The organism is Ereboglobus sp. PH5-10 (genome assembly GCF_029504735.1).
GTDB lineage: Bacteria > Verrucomicrobiota > Verrucomicrobiia > Opitutales > Opitutaceae > Ereboglobus.
The window spans coordinates 21,155-46,028 of sequence record NZ_JAQFIP010000005.1; the positions used below are offsets into that span (position 1 = coordinate 21,155).

Below are 24,874 nucleotides of genomic sequence, written 5' to 3' on the forward strand. Positions count from 1 at the left end.
GGGGCGTTGTTACAGGAAGATTGGTGGTTTGCACTTGAGGGGAAGTTCGACGGTGATTTGCGTGCCTTTGCCGGGCTGGCTTGTGATGTCGATTCGGGCGTCGATTTCGGCCATGCGCGTGCGCATGTTTTTGAGTCCGTTGCCGTCGCGGTTCGGTTGCGCGGTGGTGTCGAAGCCGCGGCCGTTGTCGTCTATGCGCATGCAAAAATTGCCCCCGGTGGTGGAGAGTTGGATTGTAATACAATCGGCTCCGGAGTGTTTGAGCATGTTGTTGAGGGATTCTTTTGTGATTGCCAGCAGGTGGTGCTGGACGTCGGGCGTGACGGGCAGGTCGGGAATGGACTCGGCGCCTTCAACGGTGCACAGTATTCCGGTGTCGGCAAGATGGCGTTGCGCGTAACGTGTCATATACACGGCGAGGTCGCGCCAACTGTCGTTTTTGGAGTCGATCGTCCAGATGACGCGATGTAATTCCTCCATCAAGTGACGAGCGAGCGTGGCGATGCCGCCGAGTTGTTCCTTTTGGAGCGGATCGCCGGTTTTGCGCTGGAGCTTGTTGGCAACGAAACTGATTTTTGTGACGCGTCCGCCGATGTCGTCGTGCAGGTCGCGCGCGATGCGAGAGCGTTCGCGTTCGATCGCGTGTTCGTATTGAAGACGCATGAGGCGGCGTCTGAACACGCGGGTCGAAATTCCGCGCGCGAACCACGCCACAATCGCAGCGAAAACGAGCAACGCGAGGGCGCGCGCCCACCATGTCTGCCACCACGCGGCGGCGACGATGATGACAAGCGACGCTTCCGATTGCGTCTGGATGCCGCTGTCGGCATCACCCGCCTGCACATGAAACACATAGCGACCCGGCGGCAGGCGCGGGTAAATGGCTTTGCGTTCGTTGTCGGCATCGATCCATTCGGGGTCGAAGCCGACGAGTTGACGGCGGATTTGAGTGCGTTCGGGCGTGGAAAAATTGAGTGCAGTGAAGCGGATTTCGAGCGGGCTTGCTCCGGGCGGGATGTGTATTTTGGCACCAGGCGAGGGGGAGGCAAACGGTTCGTCGCCATTTGTGGCGATGGCGTCGATGTAAACAGGCAAGGGGTTGCGCGGCGCACCGGAGTCCGGTGGCTCGAAGCCAATGACGCCACGATAAGTGATGAACCAGACGCGGCCATCGCGTGTTTTGCAGGACATGGGCTGGCTGCCGAGCAGGCCGGAAATACCGTCGAGGTTTTCGTCGTGGCCGAGCAGGATTGCGGATACTTTTCGACCGGGGGTGTCCGCAGTGGCGAGCAGTTGTTTTATGGAAACGTGGAAGATGCCGCGGCGGCCGTTGATCCAAAGGTGGCGGTGGTCGTCCTCGACGACTTGATTGATGACATCGTCGGGCAGTCCGTCGGCTTGCGTAAAGAGCCGCGACTCGGTTCCTCTCCAGAGGAGCAGCCCTTGGATCGTACCAAGCCAGAGCCGGTCCTCGCCATCGACAAAGAGTGAGTGGATGCGATTGAAGCGGGTGGAATCGTGGAGCGGGTGTTTTTCAAATTTGCCGCTGCTCGGATCAAAGCGCAGGAGCGTGTCGCGTGTGATGCCGATCCAAATGTCGCCGTTTTTGCGTTCGACGATTCCCATGACACGCTCGCCGTAAAATCCATCGGACTGCGTGAACTCGTGCAATTTTCCGTCACGCAACACGCCGAGCCGCCTGCCGCCCCAACTGACCCAGAGATCGCCGTTGGAAGCGCAAAAAAGCGACTGCACGTTGGCCCTGCCGAGGGCGGCGTAATGGTGCAGCAACCATTGCGCGTCGCCGTTATCGTCGCGCGGGCCGTTGGCTTCGACCGTTGTCCAAAAGAGTCCGCCGACGGAGCCGGCCCAGACGCGGCCCTGCTTGTCGGCACACACGGTGCTGGCGTAAGGCATGCTTCCCGCCGAGGCCAGTGCGGCGACGCTGACGCTGCCATCTTTCACTCGCACGAGACCGCCGGATTGGTTGGCACACCAGAGCGCGCCAGCGGAGTCCTCGCACACTGACGAGCTTACGTCCGACGGAAAACCGGCGGCGGTGTTGAGCATCGTGTGGCGTTGGGGCTTGGCGCGCACGAGGCCGCCGCCGTGCATGCCGAGCCACACGTTGCCGTCGATATCGTCGATGACGGACATCGCGCGCTCCTGTGGCATGGGAACGTGTGTCAGGACGTCGTCCATCAGGCGAAAGACGCCGTCACGTTTTGTCGCGATCCAAAGCGCCCCGTCGTTCGCCTCGAAAATATCCTGGATGCCGAGTCGCGCCGCCGGCCAGTCCTTATGCGAATACACGATTCGCCAGCGGCCGTTCTCAATTTTCGCCAGGTGCTCGCGCGCGGCAACCCACACGCCGCCGGAACGCGCCGGGGCGGCGTAAAATGAATTGCCCGTCTTCTGCGCGTATTCGTGCAAGCCATCCGCGTCGTGCCAGCCGAGAAAATCGCCGCCCGCAATCCAAACACGCTTCTGCTGGTCGTTCACAAAGGTGAAGGACGCCCCGCGCGCGTTGACTCCCTCGTCGGCCCCGAATGTTTGCAGTTCGCCGCCGCTCCAGCGCAAAAATTTTGATGTTTCCAAGCCGATCCAGATGTCGCCGTGCGCATCGACAACCAGTTCGCGCATGCGTGAGCCTTCCACTTTTTCATTCGCCGGATGCAGTGAAAACACGCCGTCGCGCAAGCGCACCAGTTTGTCGCCGCCGGTGAGCATCAGCAGCGTGCTCTCGTCCTCCAGTGCGAGCGCGCGGATGTTGTAGCCGCCAAGCGTGAAGTCGTCGGGCACGCGGTAGGTTACGAATTGCCGTCCGTCGAAGCGTGCCAGGCCGAGTTGCGTGGCGACCCACAAAAAACCGCGCGAATCGCGGAGGACTTTGTTGACGGCATTATGCGGCAGCCCGTTCTCTGCATCCCAAGCACGCGTGATGAAGCCGGGCGAACGCGTGGGTATATTGGGCGCGGTTTCCTGTGCGTCGAGACAAGTGCCCAGCGCTGTGATCCACACAAGCGCGATACAACCGATGCAAAACAGTCCTCTCCGTCCGTGCAGGGGCGGTTTGACGGAGGATTTTGGTATCGGGGCACGAAGTGTCATTTTTAGCACAACGGTATGGATACTATCATAAATGCAACCGTCAAAAAATCCCCCATATGGGCGATAGCCCCTCACCGCCTCTTTTGTTATTATGCGAATGCTGTCCCCGAATCTACCTCCATCCCATCTACCCAAGCCCGCGCCTAAACCAACCCAAACGACCATGAATATAGCAAAACGCCTCATCGCCCTCGCTGGCATTATCGCTATTGCCTTCTCGATTGCTGCCCATGCCGCGCTTGAGAAAAAAATGGATTCAAAATCATCCGCACCGGCCGTCAGTGCTCAAAAAGGCGAACTCAATGCCATGCGCAAAGGCTCCACGGTAACGATTGTCTGGACGCTGCCCGAGGGTGAATGGAGGGGGATTGAAATCCTGCGTAATGACAAACCAGAGCGAAAAGGCGCCCCGAAACTCAAATCCGTGCGTCTAACCCCGGCAAAATATGTGGATGAAGTTCCGGATGTTGGCGCGCAATATTGGTATTGGCTGAAAGTGACCGGCACCGATGGCAAAATAATCAATATCGGCCCGGCTGAGGCAAAATAGTAGAATCCGAATTATAAAGACGCCATCTTGAGAAACTTCCTAAAAATCCCCTATCTGGGTGATGGCGGTTATCCCGACAATTTGGTATCATACAAAATCACCCAACAGTTGATCCAATCCCAAAACCGCAATTCCCCTCTGCACCGTCATGCCAAACAGCGCACCTAACAAGGTCTCGACGATGACCGTTTCGCCCTGATGCATATACGAAATGCAAATACAATTACATTCATACTAAACACATCCCAACTACATGAACCGTAAACCTACCAATCCCCGATCGCTGGCGTCCTCCGCCTCGCTGTTAAAAAAAATCGCAACCGTCGCCAGTCAACCCGGCGTGTTCACACGCGCGCTGCTCGCGGTGTTGACATCGTTGTTCGTGCTCTCGGCCGCTCCACAACTCGCCGCGCAAACGGCTTCCATCGACCCCGGCTCCATCAACGGACGCGTTTACAGTGAGGCAACCGGCAACGCCCTCATAGGTGCGCTTGTCTATCTCGACGGTTCCACCACCGCCGCTGCGACGACTGCTTCCGGCGGTGTGTTTACACTCAACAGGGTCGAGCCTGGTGAGCATACGGTGCGAATCACCTACGGCGATCTCGACGAGCAAAAAAAGACTGTGGTTGTCGAAGCGGGTACGGCGGCGGATGTCGAGTTCACGCTCGCGTCGTCACTTTATATACTCGACCGCTATGTCGTTTCCTCCGCGCGTGAGGGGCAGGCTTCCGCCATCACGCAGCAGCGTCAGTCCGACGTGATGAAAAACGTCGTTTCCGCCGACGCCTTCGGCAACATGCTCGACACCAACGCGGGCGAAATCCTGAAAAACATCCCCGGCATATTCGTCAATTACGATGGCGAGGATGTCACCAGTTTCTCGGTGCGCGGCATCAGCCCCAACGCCACCACGTTCACGACCGACGGCAATATTTTTGCCAACAGCGGCCTCAGCGCACAGGATGACTACGACCGTCAGGTTTCACTCAAAACCTTCTCGGTCGCCGCCGTCGAAACAATCGAAGTATATAAAGTGCCGCCCCCTTCATCCCCGGCCAACGCCAATGGTGGCGTTGTGAACATGGTCACGAAAAACGCATTCGATCAAAAAGGTCGCCGTATTTCATTTGGCCTTAACCTGAACCTCAACACCAAGGCGCTCGATTTCGGCAGCTCCAGCGCCGGAGGTTCCGAGCCGTCCCGCAAGTGGGGGCCGGGGTTTAATTTCTATTATTCCGAGGCGTTTTTGGACAACACGCTCGGTGTGACGCTGACGCTCAACGCCTATGAAAACTATCGCTACAAAATGACGCTCGGCGATTTTAATGAAACCTACCGGTCGCTGGCCGCCGACGAGCTTCCCACCGCCGACATGGACGGCTACCTGAACAATTATATATTCACCGAGGAAACCGTCCGTAATCAAAACCGCACGCTCTCGCTCAATCTCGATTATAAAATCTCGCGCAACACCTCCGTATTCCTGAAAACCTCCTATAATGACTGGAAGGAAGTGGAGCGAAACTACCGCAGGCTCCGATACGGCCACATTGGCGGCACCACCATCAACGCGGCGAACTCGGATTTCGACAATATTGACACAAGCGGCTACTGGTCAATGTATGTGAACAGCACCACGCCCTCGCCGCGCCGTTATAATCAAACCTGGTCGGTCAATCCCGGCGTCAAGCACACCTTCTCCTGGGGCAGACTCGACTACGACGTCTTCACGTCCCGCGCATTCACACGCGGCAACAGCGGAATCACTGGTGTGGAGATGCAAAGCCCCTACGGCCATTTTCTGCTAACCGATGCGCGCGACGAGGACGGCGCGACCATTACCCAGCAGGATGTGACCGACAACAACGACTGGCTCAATCTCGACAACTGGACGGCGATGCGGGTGAATTATCGTGAAGAACTCATGATCGACAAGCGCAAGGGCGGCAAATTCAACACGGAAGTGCCAGTCGTATTGCTCGGTCATCCGCTCGTGCTCCGCGCAGGCGGGGCTTACAATGACTGGAGCCGCAACACTTATAGCCGCGGTTCTTACTATTCGCTCAATTCCAGCTCAGCTACGCCGAGTTACAGCGAATTTTACGATGAAAATTACGGCAGTTCGTCGGGAGCCGCGAACTCAGTTATTCCCAACTGGGTAAGCCCGCATAAAGTCGTGGAATATTTTCATGATAATCCAAACATGTTTACGCATTACATGACCGATTATTACGCAAATCTGGCCCGTTACACTCGCGACATTTCTGAGGCTGTTAGCGCAGGATATTTCATGGGTTCATGGCAAATCTCCAACTTTAACATCATGGCCGGCGTCCGCTACGAGCACACGAAAATCGAGGCCTCGGGTTGGTCGCGCGGCGTTGACTGGAGTACTAATCCGCCGACACTGGATCCCAACCCGGAAACGCGAGATCGCCTTTCCCATGGAGAAAACTCATATGACAACTGGTTTCCGAACGTGCAGTTGAAATACGAGCCGTTGAAAGACCTCGTTCTCCGCGCCGGCTATACGACGACAATCCAGCGTCCCGACATGACGAAACTCGTGCCTTCCGACTCGCTGGAATTCAACAGCACGGATCAGTATTATACCTATACCGTGAGCAATATTGAACTAAAGCCGCAATACAGCCACAATTATGACATCAGCGCCGAGTATTATCTACCCAATGCCGGTGTGATTACAGCCGGATGGTTCTACAAGGAAATCAAGGACTACATCCTCGAACGCTATGGCTGGGCAGACACCATGATGCCGAATATCGCTACCTGGTTCCCCGAGCCAGTTTGGGTGAGAACATCCCAGAATATCGGAACCGCCAAGATGACCGGCTACGAGTTCAGCTATAACCAACGGTTCAAGCAGTTTAAATTCCTGCCCTCTGTACTGCAGAACCTCACGTTCTACGGCTCCTTTAGCTATGCCAAACCGAAGGGTGACATCGAAATCAACAACATGAAGCGCAAGGTGCTCAACACCCGTCTTACCTACAGCGCCCGCAGTTGGTATGCCACGGTGGCATACTACTGGTGCGACAGCTACTTGCGCCGCTACTCATCGCGTTCACTCGGCTCCGTTGAAGCGGGCGATTTCCGCATGGGCGACGACCACCTCTACACTGCCGCGAGCGACCGATGGGACATCAGTTTCAACTGGCAGTTCTCCAAGGTCTGGACGCTGTCTTTCGACTGGCGCAATGTTTTCAATGAAAAGGAGGAGTGGACGCGATATGATCGCACGGCCAATTACACTTCCGGCGGCACTACCATCGCCGTCGCAATCAAGGCCAACTTCCGTTGAAGCATGCCCGCGTAATTTTTAATATAAACAAAATATAATCTTTTAATATTCGCTGTCATGAAATCACAAAATTTCCCCTTTCCTGCGCGCGCTTTCACCGCCACTGTTTTTGCCACCATCATGGTATTCATCGTCGCCGCTCCCCGCGCCTTCGCGCAGGCTGCCGGACGCCCTGTGGCTACTGTTGACTGGACGGGAGCCGTCGATTCGAACTGGCTCAATCCCGCCAACTGGAGCACGGGCGTCGTTCCCGGTTCCAGCGACCGTGTCCTGTGGCGCGGCACGGGTGCATCGCAAAACCTCATCCTCGCCTCAAGCAGCGCCACCGATATTACATATAAGATCGGCGGTTTCGCGGCCACGCCCTCCACAAGCTCGGCCAACATCACGCTTCAAAGCTCCGGCGGCGGCTGGCTCAACCTCGAATTGGACGGCTCCGGTTTCTATTCATATAATAGTAGTAACTACGATCTGCCCTACAACCTCACTCTCGGCGACCACACGCGCATCAATATAACCGGCTCTACCGGAAACTGGATGACGGCGCGTGGCGGCGGTCTTTGGGGTGCCAAGGTCACCATGGAAACCGGCTCGCAAATTATCTTTGCTGACGGCCTCTCCACGCCGACCATTTACGCGCTGTATTCCGAGCAGGGCACTCTCGTGTCGCTGGGCACCTCCGAGGCGACCATCAGTTATTCCTCCGTCATTTCCGGTACGATCTATTCCGATCGCGCGGGTGGCAATGCGCTCCGTTTTGGCGAGGGCGACGGCGACCTTATTGTTCTTACGGAAACCGGCGTTATAGAATATGCAAACCGTGGCAGCGCGGAAATCTATACCCGCATCAACCGCGGTACACTTCTCATTAACGGCGTTCACAATGGCAGCCTGACCAATATTTCCACGCGCGCGAGTTACATAGGCGGCACAGGGCGTATCAACGGAAACGTCGTTGTCGAGGCTGCCGGCGCATTTGGCGGCGGCGGCAAGACGATTGACATGGCGGGCCTGCTCACCGTCGCCGGCAACGTCACGCTCAAAAGCGGTGGCAAGCTCGACATGTATTTCTTCGACAACTCCACCTGGAATGAACTTCTCATCACCGGCGACCTCATCATTGAGGACGGAGGCCAGCTCGCCGTCGGCATTGGCTCCGGTTCCGAATTCGCGCTGCGCGCCGCCGAGTATAAAATCGCCACCATCGCCGGAAGTGTCACGGGCGATTTTTCCAACTGGAACCAGAATGCGTTTTCGCTCACCTCCATCGCCGACTACGAGTTTCGCGCCGGCATCGGCAGCGAACGCGAATTGTGGATTACGATTGATCGCGCGCCATTCGCCTCCGTTTCCGGCCTTACAGCCAATCAGCTCGGCATAGCCCGTATCGTCGATGACGCCATGGATATTATCCCTGACGAACTCATTCTCTCTCTCGACGCGCAAGTCACCGCGCGTGCCTATGGACAGGTTCTCAACCAGCTCGGTCCGCAAGCCTATCAGGCGTGGTGGCCCGCCGCGCTCGTCGCCTCCTCGGCGCTCGGCGAAAGCGTCTCGAACCGTCTCGCCGTGAATGGCGCGGGCGATGCCGCCTCGAAACAATTCCAAGTCTGGATGCAAGCCTCGCGCGCAGAGTCCACCGTTTCGAGAACCGAAAACAACGAGTATTATAATTTCAAGCCGAACGATATTTATCTTGGCGGAGACTATGCGTTTTCTCCCGCGTTTCTCGCCGGTGGCGTGCTCGCCTACAACACCACCGACTACCGCCTTGATGATTCCGGCAGCAAAGGCGATTCAACCAGCATCACCGGTGCGCTTTACGCCCGCTATCGCAAGGATGCTATCCAGGTCGAGGCGCTCGCATTTTTGGGCACGGATGACTATTCCGCCCGCCGCAGCGTTTCCCACGCCCGTCTAGGCAGCCACGCCAAGGCCGACACCGACGGAAGGCACTATGGCCTCCGCGTTCAGGCCGCCTACAACATTGCCACGCCGCTCGTGGACATCGCGCCCGTTGCCGGCGTTACCATCACAAGATGGCGCGCCGACGCGTTTACAGAAACCGGCGACACCCTCGTGCCGCTTCGCGTCGAGGAACAAAGCGCGAAATCCGTGCTTTTCTCCGCTGGGCTTCGGTTCTCCCGCATATTCGATATCCTCAATGGCAAGGCGCAAATCCGTCCCTTCCTCAACGCTTACTACATGCACGACACCAACAAAGACCGCGCCATCAAGGCGACTGTCTTTGACCGCGACATCGAGGTTATGGCTCGCAAGTTGGATCGTGACGGCTGGCGCATCGAGGGCGGTTTCTCGGTCGATTACACCAATGGATTTTCGCTCTTCGCCAGCTACGGCAATGACTCCAACATCATCGTTAATCGAACCATTTACGTGCGTGCCGGAGTCGGCTATCGTTTTTAACAGACGAAGCCCGCTTTCACTTTCAAAGCAATATAAACCATGAAAAAACCATTATTACGCACAGCAGTCGGAATATTCACCGGCCTTGCCGTCGCGGCGTCGCTTATCGCCGCCGACGCGCCGCATTTGAAAAAACACGGCACGGCCACGCATCTGATTGTCGATGGCAAGCCACTCTTGATTCTGGGTGGTGAACTTGGCAATTCGACAGCCTCCGACCTCAAGCACCTGAGCACGCATTGGGAAACGCTAAAAACCATCGGCGTGAATACAATCATTGCGCCCGTCGAGTGGGATCAGATCGAGCCTACGGAGGGCGTTTATGATTTCTCGCCGCTCGAAGGCCTGATTCGCCAGACCGAGGAGAATAATATGAAACTGGTGCTGTTGTGGTTCGGCGCGTGGAAAAATTCGATGTCCACCTATGTGCCGCCTTATATCAAGCACGACTATAAAACCTACGCCAAGGCCAAGGACGATCGAGGCAACGCGCGGGATATTCTGAGCCCCTACGATCCAGACACATTGAAGGCCAACAAACGCGTGTTCGGCGCGTTAATGGCGCACCTGAAGAAATTTGATAAAAGACATACCGTAGTCATGGTGCAGGTTGAAAACGAAATCGGCATGCTGGGCGCCGTGCGCGATTACAGCGAGCAGGCGCAGGCGGCCTATAAAGACAAAGTTCCGCAGGCGCTGATCGAATACCTGCAAAAGAACAAGGAGAGCCTGCATACCTTCGTCCGCTCAGTCTGGGCGCACAAGGGTTATAAAACCGAGGGAACGTGGTCGGAGGTTTTCGGTGACAGCATCGAGGCGCAGGAAATTTTCCAAGCATGGGGATTCTCCGTTTTCGCCAATGATCTGACGAAGGCAGGGAAGGACGCCTACGACTTGCCGATGTTCGTCAATGTCGCCCTCAACGCCCCCGGTCAAAAGCCCGGCGTGTATCCGAGCGCCGGTCCGCTTCCGCATGTGTTCGACATCTGGAAGGCTGGCGGCCCGGACATCGACCTGATCGGCCTCGACGCCTATTTTCCGGATTATGTTTATTGGGTCGATCAATTCAAGCGTCCCGACAATCCCGTTTTTGTCCCCGAGGCAAATCGCGCCGGCAAGACCGACGCCGGGGCGAATGCGTTTTATACAATCGGCGAACTCGACGGCATCGGCTTCGCGCCGTTCGCCATTGAAACGCTGCCAAATCCCTCGACCGACGGCCTCACGGACGCCTACCGCGTGCTGCGTCAAATCGCGCCGCTCATCCTTGCCAATCAGGGACAGGGCACCATGCGCGGCTTCAAGGCGCCGCTCAGCTACGAAGGCGAGCCGGACATGACGCAGCGCGTGTTCGAGATGAGCGGCTACACATTCAAGGCCGACATGCACGATGTCAGAACACCTAAAGAAAAACAGGATTATGGCGCGCACGGCGGTCTGATCATCCAGACCGGCAAGGACGAATTTCTCGTTGCCGGCAAGGGAGTCATCCTGCGCTTTTCCGACGCCACCAAGCAAGGTTACAGCATCGGGATCGAACAAATCATCGAGGGTGAGTTTGTTGATGGCAAATGGATGCCAGGCCGCTGGCTCAATGGCGATGAAAGCGGTCAGGGCCGTTTCCTTCGCCTTCCGCCGGACAAGTTTGGCATTCAGAAGCTCAAACTCTATCGCTTCAAATAATATAAAATAGTATAATTGCGAAAAACCGCCCGGTGGGTCGCCAGCACCCTTTGTTTTTCGCAAATTTTCCCATGCTCCTGCATGGGCGGACGACGGTGTAGTCTGCCAAAACGTGCAATAATAAAACAGTATAATATAAAATTATGATTTCGACATGCAAACACACTCTGCGCCGGGGTTTCTTTCTGGGCGCGATTACACTCGCGCTTTTCGCGGGACTTCGCGCAGAAACACAACCCCGCTGGATGGAAGCCCTTGACCGGGGCGCAGCCGCCGTGCCTGCCAAGGACGGCGGCATTCTGGTGAGCTGGCGTCTGTTGGCCACAGATGCACAGGAGACAAAATTCGACATTTATCGCGACGGCAAAAAAATAAACACTTCCCCGCTGGATGGAGCCACGAACTTTGTGGACAAGGCAGGGACACCACAGTCGGTTTATATTATCCGCACACTCGACGATGGTGCGAACGCCGGGGCAGGAGCCACCGCAAAAGTATGGGCGGACGGCTATCTCAGCATCCCCCTTCAACGGCCGCCCGCCGGAGTCACGCCAACTGGCGAGCACTATACTTATTCGGCAAACGAAGCCAGTGTCGCCGATTTGGACGGCGACGGCCGTTACGAAATCATCCTGAAATGGGATCCTTCCAATTCCAAGGACAACGCCTTCGGCGGCTACACCGGCGAGGTGTATATAGACGCCTATACATTGGAGGGCGTGCTCATGTGGCGCATCAATCTCGGCCGCAATATTCGCGCCGGCGCGCACTACACGCAGTTTCAGGTTTATGATTATGACGGCGACGGCCGCGCGGAAATGGCTGTGCGCACAAGCGACGGAACGATTGACGGAACCGGTAAAATTTTGGGCAATCCAAATGCCGACTGGCGGGAGCACGACGGCGAGAGGCCGACGACCGACCGAACCGGTGCTGTAATAAAACCCGACGGCAGCATGGTCGCTCCATTGCAGGGGCGCATTATGAAAGGCCCTGAGTATCTGACAATTTTTGACGGACTCACCGGTGCGGCGCTTGCCAGCGAACCTTTCTGGCCGTCTCGCGATCCGCGCACCGACGCGCCGACCGCGGAGCAGATGAAGGAAATTTGGGACGACAGCTATGCAAACCGCTGTGATCGCTTTCTTGCGGGCACCGCCTATCTCGACGGGCAGCGCCCCAGCATCATCATGGCGCGGGGTTATTATGAGCGCACAACCGTCGCGGCGTGGAACTGGCGCGACGGCAAACTGACAAAGCGCTGGGTGTTTGACAGTGCAACGCCCGGCAACGAAGCCTTCGGCTCGCAGGGCAACCATTCACTCAGTGTCGCCGACGTCGATGGCGACGGCCGCGACGAAATCATATACGGCTCGATGACGCTTGACGACAACGGCACCGGCCTCTGGTCGGCTGGCTTGCGCCACGGTGACGCTTTGCACGTTGGAGATTTTGACCTCTCGAATCCGGGGCTTGAGCGGTTCGGTGTCAACGAGCAGCCCTCGCGAAACGGCGGCATTGTCTCTGCGATGCTCGACGCGGCCACGGGGAAAATTTTGTGGACTGCATCTGGTGACCGCGACAACGGCCGTGGCATCATCATGGACATCGATCCGCGTTTTCCCGGCGCGGAGTCGTGGAGTTCGGTTGACCCGCATCTGCGCGACGCAAAGGGCAACTCAATCGGCATGGTCAAACCGGAATCGAACAAGTTCGCGATCTGGTGGGACGGTGATCTTTTGCGCGAGCAACTTGAAAACACTGTCATCTACAAGTGGAATTGGCGTGAACAACGCTCCGAGCGCTTGCTGGCGCCGGATGGTGTGGTTGCCAAGGGCGCGCCCGTGCTTAGCGGGGATATTTTTGGCGACTGGCGCGAAGAGGTGATTTGGGCGGCGGAGGATCAACAATCGCTGCGCATTTATGCGACGCCGTATCCCACCGAGCAGCGCATGGTAACTCTCTTGCACGATTCACAGTATCGCGTCGCGATTGCCTGGCAAAACACCACGTATAACCAGCCGCCGCACCCGAGCTTCTTCATCGGCGACGGCATGAAGGCGCCACCGTTTCCGAAAATCATCCCTCGCAAATTGATTTCCGATGGCGGCCTCGCCGTATCGCCGCAAGCGCGGAGTCGCGCCGACTGGGCGGGACAGGGGCAGTTGTTTGTCGGCGTCAATTACCAGCCGGTTGATCGCTCGCCGGAACAAATCACACGCGACATCGCCACGATGAAAAACGCGGGCTTGCAGGTCATCCGCATGGGCGAGCTTTCCTGGGATTATTACGAGCCGAGAAATGGCGAGTTCACCTTCGACGCCTTCGACTCGGTCATGGATCAAATGCACGAGGCTGGCCTCAAGGTCATTCTCGATTTCGGCGGTTCAATCGCGCCACCATGGCTGCACCAGGAGTATCCCGGTGCGACGCTCGTCAAAGAGGACGGCACCACACTTTATCCGGCGAGGCGTTACATGGTTGATATTTCCGACCCGGATTACCAGCGGCTGATGTATCGCTACGCCGATGTTTTTCTCAAGCGTTACGGCAACCATCCGTCCGTTATCGCCATTGGCTACAACAACGAAATGGGCAATGGTTACAGGTCGTTTTCCGAGCCCGTTCGTCAGCGTTTTATCGCCTGGCTGAAAACAAAACACGGCGACCTCGCCGCCCTCAACAGAGCTTGGGCGACGCAACGCTGGGCGCGCACACTCACCGACTGGGATCAAATCCGCGTGCCCGACAGCACCAGCCCTGTCGAGCGCCATCTCGACATGCGCCGCTTCTGGTCGGACACGGCGATAGACGTGTTGCGAAATCTCGACGTCATCCGCCGAAAACACGCGCCCGACAAACCCGTGCTCTCGAACCTCTGGCCTGACGGGGCGCGTCTCGGCTTCGACTGGCTGACGAGCTATCGTCATTACGCCACGCACGGAGCTTTCGGTTACTACGCGGGCAATCCGATCCATGGTGCGTTTGAGACCATGATGATGAAGGGCGGCATGGCGACGCCGGTTTGGTTTAATGAATTCCAGGCGGCCGGCGGCAGCGGAGCCGTCGGGTTTTATGGCGAAAAAAACCGCTCGCGCATGCTCGCCCACCTGGGCCTGCTAAACGGTGGGCAGGCCGTGCTCGCATGGACTTTCAACAGCCATCTCGGCGGCGAGGAACAAACCATCTTCGGTCTCCTCAACCACGACGACTCCCCCTCATGGAAACTCGACGAATGGAGCCGCCTCTCCAAGGAGTTCCAAGTGATGCAGACGCTGGGGTTCCCCCGCGAGCTGAACCCCGAGGTCGCGATTTCGTATTCATGGGTCTCGCGGCAGGCGGTGGACAAGGCCAACCGTTATTATTCGACGCCATACATGGATCAAAAACACAACGCGTATGAACCGTTGTATAATGATAATATGGACGTGGATGTTATTAACATCACCTACGAAAATCTCAGTCGTTACAAGTTGCTCGTCATCCCCGGCGAATACCTGATGGACAGGGCCGCCACCGATGCCGTGCGCAACTACGTCAGCAATGGCGGCACGGTCGTTATGACGGCGGCCTCGGCCAAGGCCAACACGAGCAGCCAATGGTATAATGTTCCCTTGCCTGGAAATCTCAGCGATGTATTCGGTCTGAAAACCAGCGAGTTTTATAATAATAAAGAGCCACTGACTGGTTCGATAGACGGTGTCGAGTTCAAGACCACCATCAATTTTTATGAAGTGCTTGAGCCAACCACGGCGGAAGTAACGGCGCGTTTCACCAACATCAAGGACGCACCGCCAGCCGTCACGGTCAACCGCCACGGCAAGGGTCGCGCGATCTATGTCGCCACACACGCCCAGCCGTCCGTGCTCCAGCCGCTCTACCGCCAGCTCTGTCGTGAACTCGGCATCAAGCGTGGCCCGATCACGCCGGAGGGTGTCCATGCGCGCGTCGTCAACGGCCGCACGCTCTACGTCAATACCGCCCGTGAGCCTGTCGAGATTGAGATAGAGGGCCGGAAAAAAGGCATCCTCTCCGGCAAAACCTGGAGCGGTAAGCTCCGGCTCGAAGCCAACGGAGTCGATGTCCTCGAATGATTATTAAACAATATATAAAGACACATGAAAACGATTAGGTTGTTTCTTGCCGCCGCGAGCATGCTGGCATCGGGAGTTTGTTTTGCCAACGTCCCCGGCGGCGGCAACGGGACCGGCCCTGATGTGTCGGTTAGGGATGAAGGTGAGAGCATCGTCCTCGACAATGGAATCGTGGCGATTCGCATCAACAAGACGGATGCCTCGCTCCGGAGCTTCACCTACGAGGGCATGAACCTGCTCGAGGGCGGTCACGGTGGCGGCAGGTTTTACTGGAGCTGGAACACGCCCGCCTTTGGCGGCCCGCGCGGCACGGCGGCACTGAGTGTCGATCCCGCGTCCAATCGCGGCGATTATGCTGAGGTAAAAATCCACTGCCCTTGGTCGGGCAAGTCAAACGAAGCCGCCATGGACGTTGATGTTTATTACAGTCTCAAGCGTGGTGCGCACGGTTATTACGCGACCGCCACGCTGCGCCATCCCGCGTCATATCCGTTTGTAAACATCGGCGAGTGGCGCTCGAACACATATATAAGCCCTATGTTCGATTGGCTCAGCGTCGATGAGTTGCGCCAGAGAAAAATGCCGACCAAGGCAGACATGGACGCCTCCGTGCCTGTGAAGGACGCTCCAAAGGAAGTGACCCTGCTGACCAGCGGCGATTACGCCGGCCAGTTCGAATGCAAGTATTCATACAGTGTCGATCTCGGTGACGTGAACGTATGGGGCTGGAGCAGCACCGGCAGACGCGTGGGTATCTGGATGACCGTTCCCAGCCATGAATACTACAATGGTGGTCCCAGGAAGCGCGAGCTGACCGCGCACATGAACCACGCGCTATTAAACATGCTCAACGGCTCGCACTATAGCATCGGCATGCAGTTGATACTAAATGCCGGCGTCGATTTCAAAAAAACCTACGGCCCGTTTTTTGTCTACGCGAACAGTTATCAGGGCGCGGAGACGGAATCGGTTCCCAAGGTTGCCGAATGGCTCTGGCGCGACGCACAGGCGCAGGCGCGGGCCGAGCGTTCCGCCTGGCCTTACACCTGGTTCAAGCACGACGGCTATGCGCAGGCGTCGGAACGCGGCACGGTCAGCGGCATGTTAAAAGTAAACGACGCCGGAAACCCCGCCTCGACTGGCGCGGACGCGTGGATAGGCCTCGCGCCGGACGACCACGGCACGGATTTTCAGCATCAGGGGCGGACGTATCAATTCTGGGTCAAGACTGGTGCGGACGGTAGCTTCAACATTCCAAACGTGCTTCCCGGCGTTTATAATTTGCTGGCTTTTGGCGCGGGTAACATCGGCACCTTCAAGAAGGAAAATATAGAAGTGCGCGCGGGAGCCGCGATAAATCTTGGAGCTGTGCAATGGACGCCGCCGCGCGTGGCGGCTACGGTGTGGGAAATAGGCATCCCCGACCGCGACACGCAGGAGTTTAACAACGGAGCGTTTAACTATTCGCAATGGGCGACATTTGCGGCGGGCAGGGCCGAGGGCGCGGCCGGACGCGGCCTGACCTACACCGTTGGCAAAAGTGACTGGCGCAAGGATTGGAATTACGCGCAGTTCGACCATGCGCCGTGGACGATTAAGTTCTCCCTGGAAAACAAGCCGCCCAAGGGAGCGCCGGCGTCGCTGTATGTCGCGCTAGCCTCCTCACAATCAACGCTAAAGGTTACCGTCAACGGAACGGAAGTGGGGCGTTACAAGACGCCGCTTCCCGCGCATGCGCCGGTTCGCCTCGGCAGCCACGGCCCGTTTTCGGAAACACGCTTCACCATTCCGTCCGGCCTGTTGAAGAAGGGCGCCAATTCCATCGTCATCATGCAAGTGATCGGGAATGGAAAATCGGGCACCACGCAATACGACTACCTGAGACTGGAAGCCGACGGCACGCGATTGTCCGTGCCTTGAAAGCACCGCTTGTTTCATGGGCGCAAATCCCTTCGTGTAACCAAATTTTCATGTGAAATCTGAAAAGACATCAACTGTTGCGTCAGTCCGGGATCTTGCACGCGAACTTGGACTTTCTCACACAACCGTGGCTCAAGGATTGCGCAATCTGCCCCGGGTCAAACTTGCGACGCGCAGGCGCATTCAGGCCGCCGCCAAGGCGGCGGGATACCGGCATAATCCGCTTACCGGAGCGGTTATGGCCGGAATGCGTCGCAAACGAGGCACAGCATTTCAGGGGGTGGTTGCTCTTGTTGATCTTGATGGTTCGAAAAACCGTCCGTTTGGGCCGGCTTGCCATATCCGCGAAATTGCAAAAGGTGCCTGCGAGCGGGCTGCGCAACTCGGCTTTAAAATAAAAACTTTCGACTTGGGCCGCTGTCACAATGGCGCCATCACGCAAGAACAACTCGATTCCATGTTTCAGGAATGCGGCATCCCGGGAGTGTTCCTGCTGCCGGTGAAAAGCCACGATATTATCAACAATTTTGACTGGTCGCGCTATGCAGGCGTTTACGCAGACTATAATATCGGTGAGAACGCGTTTCATAATATCTGTCCGAATCATTATAACGCGATGAATATGACGCTCCATCACCTGCATGTACTCGGCTACCGGCGCCCCGGCCTCGTGCTCAATCAACATGGCGAGGAACGCTTGTTTCACCGATGGGGCGATGCGTATTGGGTTTTCAAAAACGGTTACGATTACAATAACCCGGAAGTGCCCACGCTTGTTGCCCCCGAGATTGAGCGCGTAGGATTTTCGGCATGGTTTGAAAAACATAATCCCGATGTTGTGCTCTGCAATGATGCCAGGGTTATGGATTGGATGCGCGAGTGCGGTGCAAAAATTGCGATCACACACGGATATTTTTGCATGAACACAACGCAGAATCCCGGCGTTGAATGTGCTGGTGTTGACCAGCAGCCCCGCTTGCTCGGAGCACGCGGTATCGAACAGGTCATCGGACAAATCTACCGCAACGAAAACGGTATCTCGGCTCACCCTTCAACCACGCACATCCCTGCACTCTTGGTTGAGGGCCCGACTGTGCGCGTAGTATAGGCGAAATAGTGACCAGATTAAGCGCATATAATTATAAAAATCATCATGCCCCGCGCGGAAATCAAAATGAAAACAAGTATGTTACTGGCCTGTCTTTTGACCTTTGCCGGAGTCATGTCTGCCGGGGCGTTGGAGCCGGAGTCATTCATGAATCCGCCGTCATCGGCCAGGCCCACCATTTGGTGGTTCTGGGGCGAGTCAGTAACCACGGAGCACGGTATTACGCAGGATCTTGAGGCAATGAAACGCGTGGGGTTTGGCGGCGCGGTTATCTACGAGCAAGTCTTCAGTGATGCGCCCGATGCCTATAAGAGCCTTTCACCGGAGTTCATGGCGCGAGTCCGGTTTGCTGCGTCAGAGTGTGCGCGGCTTGGCATGTCCCTGGAATTAAATGTAGGCCCCGGCTTCGTCGCCGGCGGGCCGTGGATCACGCCGGAACTTGGTTTGCAGCGACTGGTATCCAGTGAAGTCGTGATTGATGGTGGGCGCACGTTTTCCGAAAAATTACCGCAACCGCCGACTCGACTTGATTTCTATCGAGATGTCGCGGTACTGGCATATCCCTCGCCGGCTGGAAATGAGACCATCCATCCTCCCGTCATTACCTGTAAACCAACTGTGGTGGATGTGACCGCGATATTTGCTCGCGATGGCAAAAAAGTCCGCATCTCTCCCGCGCCGGAAGGCCGCCCGACATTGATTCAACTCGACTACGGCAGGCCGTTCACCGCGCGCGCCCTCATGTTTGCGCAACGCCCGAACACCAAGGGCCTCATCATGGCTACGCAGCTCCCCGGAGACTGGAGCGATGACAACTACGGACAAGGCGTTCATCCACATCCACCCCTGGGTCAATTGGAAGCAAGCGATGACGGGACTCATTGGGAGTTCGTTTGCGCACTGCCACAACGCGGACTTCAACTTGACGGACGCCAGCGGCAAACCTTGGCTTTTCCGGCAAGGACGGCGCGATTTTTCCGCCTCAACCTTCACGGCTGGGGTCCCAATAAACTCCACAAGGACGACGATCTGCACCTCGGTGAAGTCGAGCTTTTGGGAGAAGCCCGCATCGACCAATGGGAGGTGAAATCGGCAAACTACATTGACTTTGCAGACCTTGATCACACCCCTGACTACGCCGCGCATGAGGTGATTGATCCGGAGAAAATTGTTGATTTGACCGACCGGCTCGGGCCTGACGGGGCGCTGAATTGGGATGCTCCACCCGGCCGATGGACGATCCTGCGTTTCGGGCACACCGCGACAGGAGCATCGACCAAGCATGGTCGCCCTGAAAGCAAGGGCCTGGAATGTGACAAGATGAGCGCGAAGGCGACGCAGGTGCAGTTCGACAATTATGTCGGAAAAATTCTGAATGAAGTGCGAGGCGTTCCAGGTGCTCGGCTGGCGGGCATCCACATTGATAGCGCTGAAACCGGTTCGCAAAACTGGACGTCCGATTTTCCCACGCAGTTTCAGGCGAGGCGCGGTTATGATTTGCGCCTCCTCCTGCCGTGTATGGCCGGACGCGTTGTAGGAAGCCGCGCGCAATCGGATCAGTTTCTCACCGACGTGCGCCGCACCTGCGCCGATATGATCGCCGACCTCTACTACGGCGAATTTCAGCGCCTCTGCCGTGCCAACGATATGACCGTCACGGCGCAGGCACCCGGCATCGCCACCTGCCTCCCGGTTGACAACATCCAAGCGAAAGGGCGCGTCGATATTCCGATGGCCGAGTTTTGGCTCAGCCAGCGCGACGGCACGCTCGACCTCAAGGAGGCTGCTTCCGCCGCGCATCTCTACGGACGTCCGCTCGCATCAGCCGAGGCGTTCACCGGCAGTCATGCCGATGTCACCCTCGCAAGAATAAAACCCCTCGCCGACAACGCGCTGGCGCTTGGCATCAACCAATTTGTCGTGCTCGCTTACGTGCACCAGCCTTGGGACGACCGGAAACCCGGCGTCACCGAAGACCGTTATTATCTCCCGTATCAACGTCATAACACTTGGTGGGAATACAGCGGTGGTTTTTGGAACACGCTCGCGCGTTCCTCGCACATGATGCGCCAGGGTCAGCCGGTGGCCGATCTGCTTTATCATTTGGGCAACGATGTTCCTCTAAAAATATTTCCCGCACGTATGCGCCCCGCCCCGCCGGACGGTTATGATTACGACGTGTGCGGCGACGAACCCCTGCTCATGGCCGCCGTGAAAGACGGTCGCGTGGTGATGCCTGGAGGAATGAGCTACAGCGTGCTCGTGCTCGCGGGTGGTGACCGCATGACACTCGCAGCCGCCCGCCACTTGCGAGCGCTGGTGACGAAAGGCGCGGTCGTCCTCGCAACCGCCAAACCCGCCGGATCGCGCAGCCTCGCGGATGGAGCCGACGGTGATGCCGAAGTGCGCAAAATCGCCGACGAGTTATGGGGGCAGGGTGAACCGGAAGCATCGGGAGAAAAAACGACCGGCAAGGGCCGCGTGATCTGGGGACTCGCGCCAGCGGAAGTCCTGAACGCGCTGGAATTGCCAATGGATTTTGAGGGCGTTGGCACCAATCAAAAAATCATATATGCGCACCGGCGTACCGATGCGGAAGATATTTATTTCGTGGCAAACCGGGGCTCAAGACCTGCGACATTTGCCGCGCAATTCCGCGTGAGCGGACGCATTCCGCAAGCATGGAATCCCGAGACGGGCGAAATCACCGCGCTGCCCGGATTCGGCATAAAACAAAACCGCGTCGTGGTGCCACTTCAGTTGGAAGCCGGCGCCTCGATCTTCATTGTGTTTCGCGACGAACCCGCACCGGACAAAGCACCTCTTGGAATTGTCAGCGAGATGCCCGTTCTCGAAAATATCGCGGGGCCGTGGAGTGTCCGTTTCGAGCCGGGCCGCGGTGCTCCTGAGCAAGTAATATTTTCCGAGCTAATTTCGTGGCCGTCGCATTCCGATCACGGCGTCCGGCACTATTCCGGCGCGGCGACATACACACGGGAGTTTGAGTTGCCGTCGATGCCTGCCGGAAAGGTGATGCTCGACTTGGGCCGCGTGGAAAACGTGGCCGCAGTTATGCTGAACGGAATAGATTTGGGCGTGTTGTGGAAGGCACCCTACGCGGTGGACTCGAGCAAAGCTCTGCGCCTCGGAAAAAACCGGCTTGAGGTGAAGATTATCAACACTTGGACGAACCGGCTGATAGCAGACGCGGGATTGCCGGAGTCGCAACGTGTGACATGGGCGACTTTTAACCCCTACAAGCCCGGCGACCGTCTCCGCGCGGCCGGCCTACTCGGCCCCGTTCAGTTGCGCGCGGCTCATGCTTGGAATGAAAATTTTCAGGCAGGAAAATAATATAAATCACACATCACACCAATAATCACACATCATATAACAACATAATGAATACTATTAAAAAAATTCTCGCCCTGAGTGCCATCTCATCCGTCGTGTTTTCGGCAACCGCGTTTGCGGCTCCTGAAAAAGAAAGCACGGCAAACAAAAAGCCCGGCGTGAGCGCGCCCGCCGCCTCGAAGAACGGAGCCCTGAACGCCGAACGCGACGGTGAAACGGTAAAGCTCACCTGGACATTGCCCGAGGGTGAATGGCGGGCCGTCCACATCACGCGCAACACAAATGCCAACCCGAGAAACCGCTCTGGCGTAAAATCGGTGCGTATTGAGGTGTCGAATTACACGGACACAATTCCCGACGCGAATGCGCAATATTGGTATTGGTTAAAACTCACCGCCAAGGATGGCAGCATAACAAACCTCGGCCCGGCGCAGGCGAAGTGACAAGATGAAGAAATATATATTTATTGGCACCTTGATAATAAATGCGCTCTTTGGCGTTTCGTTCGTGTTTGCGGCTGCGGGAAAAGAAACACGCCCGCTCAATCTGGATGGGACATGGCGTTTTCAACTGGATCGACAGAACGAAGGCGTGTCCGGCAAGTGGTTCTCGCGGACGTTGCCCGATAGAATCACGCTGCCCGGAACGCTTCAAGGGCAAGGCATCGGCGACCCCGTTACCATTGGCACAAAGTGGATGGGCGGCCTCGCCGATCAGACGTATTATGAGGCTCCCGAATACGCGCCCTACCGGCGCGAGGGAAACATCAAGGTGCCGTTCTGGCTGCAACCGGAACGCGTGTATTCCGGTGCGGCATGGTTTCAGCGAAACATCGAGATTCCCTCTGACTGGGCCGGTCAGCGCGTAGTGCTCACACTGGAGCGTCCGCATTGGAAAACCACCGTTTGGTTGGATGATCGCGAAATTGGTTCAAACGACGCGCTCTCGGTGCCACATTGTTATGAGTTGGGTGCAAATCTGGCACCCGGTCGTCATGTTCTTACGATCCGCGTGGATAATTCGCTGGTCGTGGACATCGGCATAAACTCGCATAGCATCACCGATCACACGCAAGGAAACTGGAACGGGATTGTCGGTCGCATCCTGCTTTCAATCACGCCGGTGGCATGGATTGACGAGCTTGAGGTATTTCCTCGTGTCGCAGATCGCACGGTCGAAATACGCGGGCGCGTCGCAAGTCTGAATAATGGACACGGCGGCCAGCGCGTGAGTCTCGGCGTGACGCTCGGCAATGCCGCGAAGCCGCTGCCACCGATCGAGATTACCACGGCGGAGGACGGCTCGTTTTGCGCCGAGTATCCGCTGGGTGCCGGGGCGCAATTTTGGAGCGAGTTCACGCCGGTCCTGCACAAGGTGTCCGCCTCGCTTGGCAACGGCGCGCGCAAAGAAACCGTTTTCGGACTTCGTGAAATTTCCACCGAGGGACATCAAATGTTGCTCAACGGACGGAAACTTTTTTTGCGCGGCACGCTTGATTGCGCTGCGTTTCCCCGTACCGGACATCCGCCGGTTGACGCCGCTTCGTGGCGGAAAATTTTCACCACCATCAAGGCACATGGGTTAAACCATGTCCGTTTCCATTCGTGGTGCCCGCCCGAGGCGGCCTTCGTCGCAGCCGACGAACTCGGATTATATCTACAAGTGGAAGCCGCCTCATGGCCGAATCGAACCACGTCGCTCGGCGACGGCAAACCGGTTGATGCGTGGATCGACGCGGAGACGGAGCGCATCCTGCGCGCCTACGGCAACCATCCCTCGTTTGTTCTGTTCACTGCGTGCAACGAACCTGGTGGCAAGAAAAGCACGGAGTGGCTCGACGATTGGGTTTTGCGCAATCGCGCCCGCTCGCCGCGCCAGCTCTATTGCGCCGGCGCGGGCTGGCCGGAAACCGAGGCAAACCAATATCATATTCCCCTAAAGCCGCGCATCCAGGGCTGGGACGAGGGCTTGAAATCGCGCATCAACGCGCTGCCGCCCGAAACGGTCACGACTTACGAGAAGTATATAAACTCGCGCGCGGCACCGGTAGTGAGCCACGAAATCGGCCAGTGGTGCGCATATCCCAACTTCTCCGAGATGCCCAAATACACGGGTTACCTCAAGCCGCGCAATTTCGAGATTTTCCGCGAAACGCTCGCTGCGAATCACATGTCTGCGCGGGCGCGCGATTTTCTCATCGCGTCGGGAAAACTCCAAGCGCTTTGCTACAAGGAGGATATCGAATCCGCGCTACGCACGCGCGGCATGGGCGGTTTTCAACTGCTCGGACTGAGTGATTTTCCGGGGCAAGGCTCCGCGCTTGTCGGCGTGCTCGACGCGTTTTGGGAACCCAAGGGCTATATCAGCGCGAAAGAATTTCACCGCTTCAGCGGCCCCACCGTGCCGCTTGCGAAACTGGAGCGTCGCGTCTTTACAACTGATGACTCGCTAGTCGCCGACATCGAGGTCGCGCACTACGGAGCCACTGCGCTTTCCGCCGCCACGCCGCGCTGGAAACTCGTCAACGACAAGCGCCGCGTAGTCGCCGAGGGAAAACTGGACACGCGCGACATTCCCGCCGACGGCGTGGCTGCGCTCGGCCGTGTTGAAATTCCGCTCACCAAAATCCCCGCGCCCTCCCGCTACAAACTCGTCGTCAGCATTGCCGCGGGTGGCGTTGAAAACGATTGGGACGTCTGGGTCTATCCGTCCGCAAAAACAGTCGCGTCCGCGCCCGCCGCCAGCGTGCTAACCGTGAGCGCGCTCGACGACGTGACATTGGAAAAGCTTAAAGCAGGCGCGTCGGTCATCCTTGCGATACCGCCTGCGCAAGTGAAACCCGATGCGAAGCGTGGCAAGATCGCGCTCGGATTTTCCAGCATTTTTTGGAACACCGCGTGGACGAAAGGGCAGGCGCCGCACACGCTCGGAATCCTTGTCAATCCGAAGCATCCGGCGTTTGCACAATTCCCGACCGACTCGCACAGCAACTGGCAGTGGTGGTATCCGATCACGAACGCGAGTCCGATGATTCTGGACGGTTTTCCGTCGGAGTTGCAGCCCATTGTTCAGGTAATTGACGACTGGTTTACCAACCGCAAACTCGCTCTTGTTTTTGAAGTGAGAGTAGGGCGCGGAAAATTGCTCGTCACCAGCATCGATCTCAGTGGAGACGAACTCGATCCCGTGCGCCGCCAGTTGCGCACAAGCCTGATCGCTTACGTTTCAGGCAAGCGTTTCAAGCCGTCCATCACAGTGAGTATAGAGCAGTTGCGACGACTGAGGATTTGATGGCCGTAAGC

Annotated in this window: 11 protein-coding genes; 10 read left to right on the forward strand and 1 reads right to left on the reverse strand. The window is 57.2% G+C overall.

Going from position 1 to position 24,874, the window contains the following annotated elements; genetic code table 11:
* Nucleotides 1-9: 9 nt before the first annotated feature.
* A complete protein-coding gene (locus tag M2447_RS05525) occupies nucleotides 10-3,111 on the reverse strand; it encodes a sensor histidine kinase (protein WP_277557742.1) in 3,102 nt (1,033 codons plus the stop codon).
* A gap of 163 nt (nucleotides 3,112-3,274) precedes the next feature.
* Between M2447_RS05525 and M2447_RS05530 the strand changes: the two genes are divergently transcribed.
* The 10 genes from M2447_RS05530 (at nucleotide 3,275) to M2447_RS05575 (ending at nucleotide 24,863) form a co-directional block, all read left to right on the forward strand.
* Nucleotides 3,275-3,661, forward strand: a complete 387-nt coding sequence (locus M2447_RS05530; RefSeq protein WP_277557743.1) for a hypothetical protein — start codon at nucleotides 3,275-3,277, stop codon at nucleotides 3,659-3,661.
* Nucleotides 3,662-3,914: 253 nt separating this feature from the next.
* The gene (locus tag M2447_RS05535; RefSeq protein WP_277557744.1) at nucleotides 3,915-6,986 is read left to right on the forward strand and encodes a TonB-dependent receptor; all 3,072 of its coding nucleotides are present in this window, start codon (nucleotides 3,915-3,917) and stop codon (nucleotides 6,984-6,986) included.
* A gap of 57 nt (nucleotides 6,987-7,043) precedes the next feature.
* Nucleotides 7,044-9,413, forward strand: coding sequence for an autotransporter domain-containing protein (locus M2447_RS05540; RefSeq protein WP_277557745.1), 2,370 nt, complete (start codon nucleotides 7,044-7,046; stop codon nucleotides 9,411-9,413).
* Nucleotides 9,414-9,452: 39 nt separating this feature from the next.
* Nucleotides 9,453-11,096 carry a DUF5597 domain-containing protein gene (locus M2447_RS05545; protein WP_277557746.1) on the forward strand — a complete coding sequence of 548 codons (1,644 nt, stop codon included), beginning with the start codon at nucleotides 9,453-9,455 and terminating at the stop codon, nucleotides 11,094-11,096.
* Between the two features lie 245 nt (nucleotides 11,097-11,341).
* Entirely contained in the window at nucleotides 11,342-15,190 is a 3,849-nt protein-coding gene (locus tag M2447_RS05550) for a beta-galactosidase (RefSeq protein WP_277557747.1), read from the forward strand.
* Between the two features lie 24 nt (nucleotides 15,191-15,214).
* Complete coding sequence (locus M2447_RS05555) at nucleotides 15,215-17,110, forward strand: polysaccharide lyase family protein (RefSeq protein WP_277557748.1); 1,896 nt, start codon at nucleotides 15,215-15,217, stop codon at nucleotides 17,108-17,110.
* A 52-nt stretch (nucleotides 17,111-17,162) separates the two neighbouring features.
* Nucleotides 17,163-18,218, forward strand: a complete 1,056-nt coding sequence (locus tag M2447_RS05560; protein ID WP_277557749.1) for a LacI family DNA-binding transcriptional regulator — start codon at nucleotides 17,163-17,165, stop codon at nucleotides 18,216-18,218.
* A 147-nt stretch (nucleotides 18,219-18,365) separates the two neighbouring features.
* Nucleotides 18,366-21,572, forward strand: a complete 3,207-nt coding sequence (locus M2447_RS05565) for a glycosyl hydrolase (RefSeq protein ID WP_277557750.1) — start codon at nucleotides 18,366-18,368, stop codon at nucleotides 21,570-21,572.
* Between the two features lie 47 nt (nucleotides 21,573-21,619).
* Nucleotides 21,620-22,015: a hypothetical protein gene (locus M2447_RS05570; protein WP_277557751.1), complete on the forward strand. Its 396-nt coding sequence runs from the start codon at nucleotides 21,620-21,622 to the stop codon at nucleotides 22,013-22,015.
* A gap of 64 nt (nucleotides 22,016-22,079) precedes the next feature.
* A complete protein-coding gene (locus tag M2447_RS05575) occupies nucleotides 22,080-24,863 on the forward strand; it encodes a sugar-binding domain-containing protein (protein ID WP_343215373.1) in 2,784 nt (927 codons plus the stop codon).
* The last annotated feature ends 11 nt before the right edge of the window (nucleotides 24,864-24,874 follow it).